Annotated in this window: 5 protein-coding genes and 2 pseudogenes; 2 read left to right on the top strand and 5 right to left on the bottom strand. The window is 74.4% G+C overall.

Features of this window, described 5'->3' with window-relative positions; translation table 11 throughout:
- The 5 genes and pseudogenes from ACWEJX_RS37065 to ACWEJX_RS37085 all read right to left on the bottom strand — a co-directional run.
- Positions 1–311, bottom strand: a pseudogene (locus ACWEJX_RS37065) (hypothetical protein); the annotation flags it as partial.
- Positions 304–1,641: an O-antigen ligase family protein gene (locus ACWEJX_RS37070; RefSeq protein ID WP_451611809.1), complete on the bottom strand. Its 1,338-nt coding sequence runs from the start codon at positions 1,639–1,641 to the stop codon at positions 304–306. The gene ACWEJX_RS37070 and the pseudogene ACWEJX_RS37065, both read right to left, overlap by 8 nt.
- Positions 1,641–3,077 (bottom strand): exopolysaccharide biosynthesis polyprenyl glycosylphosphotransferase, encoded by a 1,437-nt coding sequence (locus ACWEJX_RS37075; RefSeq protein WP_451611810.1) that lies wholly within the window; start codon positions 3,075–3,077, stop codon positions 1,641–1,643. Before ACWEJX_RS37075 ends, ACWEJX_RS37070 begins: the two co-directional genes overlap by 1 nt.
- Complete coding sequence (locus ACWEJX_RS37080; protein WP_451611811.1) at positions 3,074–4,303, bottom strand: glycosyltransferase; 1,230 nt, start codon at positions 4,301–4,303, stop codon at positions 3,074–3,076. The genes ACWEJX_RS37075 and ACWEJX_RS37080 overlap by 4 nt, the downstream gene beginning before the upstream one ends.
- Positions 4,212–5,303: a DUF3344 domain-containing protein gene (locus ACWEJX_RS37085; RefSeq protein WP_451611812.1), complete on the bottom strand. Its 1,092-nt coding sequence runs from the start codon at positions 5,301–5,303 to the stop codon at positions 4,212–4,214. The genes ACWEJX_RS37080 and ACWEJX_RS37085 overlap by 92 nt, the downstream gene beginning before the upstream one ends.
- A 379-nt stretch (positions 5,304–5,682) precedes the next feature.
- Between ACWEJX_RS37085 and ACWEJX_RS37090 the strand changes: the two genes are divergently transcribed.
- Together ACWEJX_RS37090 and ACWEJX_RS37095 are read left to right on the top strand one after the other, a co-directional pair.
- On the top strand, positions 5,683–5,922 hold the full coding sequence (locus ACWEJX_RS37090; RefSeq protein WP_451611813.1) for a chaplin: 240 nt from the start codon (positions 5,683–5,685) through the stop codon (positions 5,920–5,922).
- A gap of 280 nt (positions 5,923–6,202) precedes the next feature.
- Positions 6,203–6,756, top strand: a pseudogene (locus tag ACWEJX_RS37095) (hypothetical protein); the annotation flags it as partial.

Genomic DNA, 6,756 nt, shown 5'->3' on the forward strand with positions numbered 1-6,756 from the left:
GCCAGCAGCGGGTGGATGAGGACCTCGCCGCGGCGCTGCCGCTCGCTGATGATGCCCTTGTCGCGCAGCTGGCTGATGGCCCGGGAGTACGCGCCTTCCGGCGCGCCCGCGGAACCGGAGCAGCCGGGCCCACCCGCCGGCGCCCGGAGCGGGGCCCCGGCCGCCGGCGCGTCCGGCAGCGAGACACCGCGCGCGCGGGACGGCGGCGCGCCGGCGATCCCGGCACCCCCGTACGCGCCTCCGGGCTCCGGCGCGCCCGGCGCCGCGTCCGTCGCCCGTGCCGCCGACGGGTCCGACCACGGGTCACGCACGGCGTACCTCCGTTCGGGACGTGAGGGACCACCAGGCGGCCAGGCCGAGGATGACGGACATGAGGACCGTGGAGGGGCCGCCGATGTCCGCGTAGAAGAAGTCGATGAGCTGCCAGGCGAGGATCCCGACGGCGACTAGGGCGCAGTCCGCGCGGCGCCGCAGCCGGCGGAGGGCCGCGACGAGGAGGGCGGCCCAGCTGCCGGCGAGGGCGAGCAGGCCGATGAGGCCCTGCTCGCTCAGCACGAGCAGGTACATGTTGTGCGGGGACAGCAGCGGCTGGCGGGCGAAGGCGGCGCCCGCGCCGGCCGTGTCGCTGCCCGACGACAGCGCCAGGGACGCGTTGGAGTCGCGGTAGGCGGGGAAGCCCTTCAGACCGACGCCGGTCAGCGGATCGCCGCGCCACATGCGCCCCGCCGCCGCCCAGAGCGTGTAACGGTCCGTCACCGACTGGTCGGGCGCGGCCGTGACCTGCGTGATGCTGGTGACGCGTTCCTTGACCATCTCCGAGCCGATGCCGAAGCCGCCCACCAGGACGACCACGAGCGCCCCCATGGCGAGCGCGACCCGCCCGGCCCGCCGCAGCCCCGAGAGGAGCAGCTGCGCGCCGCAGGTGAGGACGGTCGCGATCCAGGCGCCGCGGCTGAAGGAGAGCACCAGCGGGACGAGGAGCAGGCCCGCGCAGACCAGCGCCGCCGTCCGGGCGCGGCCGGCGCGGGCGCCGAGGGCGAGGCCGGTGGCGATGACGAGGGCGTAGGCGACGACGGTGGCCATGCCCATCACGTCGGTGGCGCCGAAGGTGCCGACGGCCCGGACGTCCGCGCCCTGGTACGAGGCGCCGGTCCCGGTCAGGTACTGCACGACGCCGACCGCGCCCTCCAGGAGCCCGAGCCCGACCAGCGCCCACGCCACGACGGCGAAGTCCCGCCGGTCGCGGATCGTCACCATGACGGCGGCCGGGACGAGGACGAAGATCTGCACGTAGCGGGCGACGCCCGGCAGGCTCGCGCCGGGATCGCCGGAGGTGATCGCGGCCAGGCAGATGCCGCACACGGGCAGGCCGAGCACGACGGCGGCGGTACGGGTCAGGGGCCGCGCCCCGCTCCGTACCACCCGGATCAGGCAGATCAGGACGAGCAGTCCCGACGCGGCGTCGGCGATCGTGCCCGTGCCGCCCGTGCCGCCCTGCGTGCCGCCTCCGCCGCCCGGCACGAGCAGCAGCGCGATCACGGCGAGGACCGGGGACAGCGCCCCCGCCCGGCGCGTCCACTCCCGCACGCCCTCCCGCACGCCCCGGTCCGCACCCGGCACGCCCACCACGGCTGTCGTCATCAGCTTCCCGTCGGTCGCACGAGACCGGCCGCCGTGCGCAGCAGGATGCAGACGTCCTGCCAGAGCGACCAGTGGTCGATGTAGTGGTTGTCGAAGCGGCAGCGGTCCTCGATCGAGGTGTCGCCGCGCAGCCCGTGCACCTGGGCCAGTCCGGTCAGCCCCACCGGCATCCGGTGCCGGGCCGCGTATCCGGCGTGGACGCGGCTGAACTGGGCGACGAAGTACGGGCGTTCGGGCCGCGGCCCGACCAGGCTCATGTCGCCGCGCAGCACGTTCCACAGCTGGGGCAGCTCGTCCAGGGAGGTCTTGCGCAGGAAGTGCCCGGCGGCGCTCATCCGGTGGTCGTCGGCGACGCTCCACCGGGTCGCCGACTCCGTCTCGTCGGACGGCCGCAGCGTACGGAACTTCAGCAGCGTGAACAGCCGTCCGTTCTGTCCCACCCGCTCCTGCCGGAACAGCACCCCGGGCCCGTCCGAGAGCCGCACCGCGAGCGCGCACAGCAGCAGCACGGGCAGCGCGAGCGCCAGCGCGGGTGCGGCGAGCGCCACGTCGAGGGCGCGCTTCGCGGTCAGCCCGCGGCGCTCGGCGAGCGGTACGAGGCGGCGGCAACCGTAGCCCCACAGGTGGTCGCCCATCGGCTCGCCGGCCGGTTCGGCGCCGACCCGCCAGGTGGCGCAGCCGTAGTGCTGGAAGAGCGTCACGAGACCCTCGTCCTCGGTCAGGAACACGGCGTCGCGGACGGTGTTCTGGATGACCGCCCGGTGGATCTCCTCGCTCGTGGTGAGCACCGGCAGGCCTCGCTCCCGGGCCTGTTCGTGGACCCGCTCCTCGTCCTGCCGGGGGCCGGCGACGCCGACCACCCCGACCGGCCGGATGCCGTACTCGGGGTGCTGCGCGAGCGCCGAGGCGAACCGCCGGGCCGCGCCCGGCACGCCGATGACGAGCGCCGAGCGCGGGTGCGCCCGGGCGAGCCGGCGGCGGCGCCCGTGCGCGAGGCCGCGCACCGCGACGACGGCCGTGACGTGCGTGCCGTACGCGGCGCACAGCCGCAGCGGGCCGATCGCGAGGGCCGGGGAGTACGCGGCGGCCGCGGCCGCCGTCACGCACCAGGCGACCCCGGCGCGGGCGGCGAGCGCGGGCAGTTCGTCGAGCACGCCGACGGGGCCCGACGCCGGCCGGTAGAGCCCGGCGCGGCCGTCGAGCAGCACGACGAGGGCGCCGACGAACAGCGCCACCTCCCAGCGCCGGTGCACGGCCGAGAGCAGGCACACCGCGAGCAGCACGGCGAGCGCGTCGGCCGCGAACAGCGGCAGGCCGGTGAACCGCCGCCGGGCCCGGCGGCGCGGTGGCAGCGCGAGCCGGTGGGTGCCGCCGCGCGGCGCCGCGAGGCGCCGCGAGGGGAACGAGGGAGGGACGCTGGTGCTTTCCGTAGTCACTGCGCAATCGGCTCTCTGTGCTCCGTGCCCCGCACTCCGGCCAGTTCGCGGTAGAGCTCCGCGACGGCCGCGCCGGTGCGCCGCACATCGAATCTGCTGAGTACGTGCTCGCGGGCCTCGCGGCCCAGCGAGTGCCGCAGCCCGGGCCGGCCCAGAAGGCGGCGGAGCGCGGCGGCGAGTGCGGCCGGGTCGTCGGGCGGCACCAGGCACTGCGCCTCGTGCCCGGGCGGCAGGCTCTCCCGCGCGCCGTCCACGTCGGTGACCAGGACGGGCCGGCCGCTCGCCATGGCCTCCAGGGGCGCGAGCGCCATGCCCTCCCAGCGGGACGGCAGCACGACGACGTCGGCGGCCCGGTACCAGGACGCGGTGTCCCGCACCGCCCCGACGAACCGCACCGAAGCCCCGGCTCCCGTCCGCAGCCGCTCCCCGTCCGGCCCGTCCCCCACGAACACGAGCCGCGCGTCCGGCACCGCGTCGAGCACGCCGGGCCAGGCACCGAGCAGCACGTCCTGCCCCTTCTGCCGGCACAGCCGCCCGACACAGACGACGAGGGGCGCGGATTCCGCTGCGTCGGCCCCTGGCGCGAAGCGCTCCGTGTCCACCCCGTTGTGGATCACCGACCAGGACGCGCGGACGCCCGCCGACTCGCCGCGGCGGCGCTCCGCCTCGCTGACGCAGAGGACGCGGGCCGTCCAGCGGGCCGCGGCCCAGCGCTCCCAGCGGAGGGCGAGCGCGGCGGTGGTGCCGGTGACGGCCTCGAAGGACCAGGCGTGCGGCTGGTAGACCGTCGGGACCCGGCCGCGCAGGGCGAGCCGGGCGCACAGGCCGGCCTTGGCGCTGTGGGCGTGGACCAGGGCCGGGGCGACGGTACGGATCAGGCGGGCGAGGTCGCGGGTCTCGCGGAGCAGGCGTGGGCCGGGGTCGCGGCCGGCCGTCCAGTCGTACGCGTCGGCGCCCTCCGCGCGTACCGCCGCCGCCAGTTCGGTGCCGGGCGGACAGGCCACGGCGACCCGCAGGCCCGCGGCGAGCTGCCCGCGGACCAGATCGGTGACGACCCGGGCGACCCCGCCGTCACCGGGCTGGACGGCGTGCAGCACGTCCGGCCGTGCGCCCCCGCCCGTACCCGGGTCCGGGTCAACGCGTGATGTCCGCCTGGACGAAGAGCGCGCCGAGCCAGACGGCGTCCTTCGGGCTTCCGAGGCGGATGTGGAAACGATCGGCCCCATGGTGCAGCGCCCCCCGCAGATCGAAGACGTCCGAGTCGTACCCCAGGGTGGTGTGATGAGCGGGCAGTCGTTCCATCAGACTTGTTCCCGATTCCGTGATGCTGGAGTTCATCACGTCGTCCGCGGAATTCGCGGAATCGGAGATCACGCTCCGCGTGACGCTCTTCGCCAGGCCCGTTTCCACCGCGAGGTAATCCCCGGAAGTCCCGCGGTCGCCGTCGTAGGCGACAAGGCCGAGCCGGCCGTCCGCACCCTGTGGAATGCGGTCCTCGCCGAGCGCGAGCGGGATTTCCAGCTCGGGGTTGGCCGGGCCGAGCGATTCGAAGCCGTCCCACACGGTCAGCTTCCGCAGCGGCTCGTCGGCCTTCTCGTAGGCCGCGACCAGCGTCCAGCCGCCCCAGCCGCCGACCGCCGAACGGCCCATGGCGACGTTCACCTGGGCGACCGTCCACAAGCCGGGCTCGGCCGACCGGACCAGCTCGGTGACGTCGGCGGACGCCTGGAAGGCGTCGGCGCCGTCGGCCGTGCGGTGCCCGATCGTGGTGTCGGCGAGCACCGCCTTGTACCGGCCGCCGGGCTCGGCGATCAGCACCCGCCCGTTGTCCGACGGCGGCTTCTGCTCGCCCACGCGCAGGTTCCCGCCCCAGTACAGGCGGGCCCAGCTGACCCGGGCCCCGGCCGGCACCCGTAGTTCGGCCCGGCTGGAGTTGTAGGTGTTGGGGTCGTCGTCGACGTCGACGTACGCGACGGTGGCGTCGTCGTTGACCGTCTCGGCCCCCGTCGCGCCCCGCGCCGAGGAGTTCGCGGCGCGGAGGATCCCGCCGTGCTGCACGGCCGAGTACCGCGCGGCGAAGGGCAGTCGGGCGGCCTCCGCGGCCTCCGCGGCCGGCGGGACGCGCGGCGCCGCGGCGAAGGCGGCCGGGAGCACAGCGGAGAGCGCCGCACCCGAAACGGCGCACACCAGACCCCTACGTACGGCAAGAACCGCTGAATTCCGCATACAGGTGCTCCGCTTTGACGAGAGAAGGAAGGGAAGACCCGTGGAGACCGGGGGAGGGGAAGAAGTCGGCCACGCGAAATGGATGAACGCGCGACGGGACCGGAAGCAACGTTCGGGACCGTTATAACCCCCGAGCCGGGCGATAGTAAGCATTAGATGCCCGGAAACGCGAACTCCCGTATCCATGCGGCACGTTCCTCGTTGAGCGTGTTGCGCCTTTCTGGGCCCGGTCGGACGAATGACCCTCCTATGGCCCAAAGATCGGTTGAACGTCACCCGTTCGGGAGAGCAACCGATGAAATCCAGGGGCGTTGATGAGAGCGCCGGACGAAACCGTCCGCGCCGTCCGAGTTGTAAATCGATCGAGGAGACGTTCCCCATGTCCCGTATCGCGAAGGCTGTCGCCCTGTCCGTCGGTGCCGCCGCCGCTGTCGCCGGTGCCGCCGGTGTCGCCGCCGCCGACGCCGGCGCCGAGGGTGCCGCCGTGCACTCCCCGGGCGTGCTGTCCGGCAACGTCGTCCAGGTCCCGATCCACATCCCGGTGAACGTCTGCGGCAACACCGTCAACGGCATCGCCGCGCTGAACCCGGCCTTCGGCAACACCTGCATCAACGCCTGATCGCACACGCCGGATCGTGGTCCTTCCGAGGCCGGCGCGCCGCCCCCGACCGGGGTCGGCGCGCCGGCCTTTCGCCGTCTGCTCACCGAGTGGTGACTCCTTCGGGCGCACCCCTGTGCGCCGCCGGGTGCAACGGCGTACGCCCCCGGAAGGAGCAGGTCAGAAGGGTGGATTCACTCGAACGGAGGCATGGCGCTGGGTAGTTCCGCGGTTGCGGAGCGCTATACCCGCAGGCACGGTGACGGGGAAGTTGTCCGACGCATAAGGAAAGAGAACACATATGCGTCCCCAGGCATCACGCCGCTTGCTCGCCCTGGCGATATCCGCCGCCGTCACTCTCGGTACGGCGGGCCCCGCCTTCGCCGACCAAACGGCCCCGTACGAACGGGCCTCCCTCCCCGACACCGCAGCGGTGGCACCGGCCGATGGCCTCGGTGACGTCCTCGCCACGGTCCAGAAGGCGGTGGCCGACCTGCTCGCCTCCGTCACCTCCGGCAATGTCACCGGGATCGCCTCGACCGTGACCTCCCTGGTCAACAACGTCGTGGCGACCGCCCTCGGCAGCGGCCTGTCCGCGCCGGCCCTGCCGGCCCTGCCCGATCTGTCCGGCCTTCCGGGCCTTCTTCCCGGCCTGCCCGACCTGACCAAGCCGACCGGCGACCTGCCGATCAAGCCGCCGGCCGACCTGCCGGTCAAGCCACCGGCCTCCACCGGTGACCTGCCGGTCAAGCCGCCGGCTTCCACCGGTGACCTGCCGGTCAAGCCGCCGGCTTCCACCGGTGACCTGCCGGTCAAGCCGCCGGCTTCCACCGGTGACCTGCCGGTCAAGCCGCC

Source organism: Streptomyces sp. NPDC004788, assembly GCF_053601115.1.

What these genes read in the sequence shown, in the direction of transcription:
- ACWEJX_RS37070 (WP_451611809.1), bottom strand. Translation starts at nt 1,641, where the DNA reads ATGACGACAGCCGTGGTGGGCGTGCCGGGTGCGGACCGGGGCGTGCGG.
- ACWEJX_RS37080 (WP_451611811.1), bottom strand. Translation starts at nt 4,303, where the DNA reads ATGGGGCCGATCGTTTCCACATCCGCCTCGGAAGCCCGAAGGACGCCG.
- ACWEJX_RS37085 (WP_451611812.1), bottom strand. Translation starts at nt 5,303, where the DNA reads ATGCGGAATTCAGCGGTTCTTGCCGTACGTAGGGGTCTGGTGTGCGCC.
- ACWEJX_RS37090 (WP_451611813.1), top strand. Translation starts at nt 5,683, where the DNA reads ATGTCCCGTATCGCGAAGGCTGTCGCCCTGTCCGTCGGTGCCGCCGCC.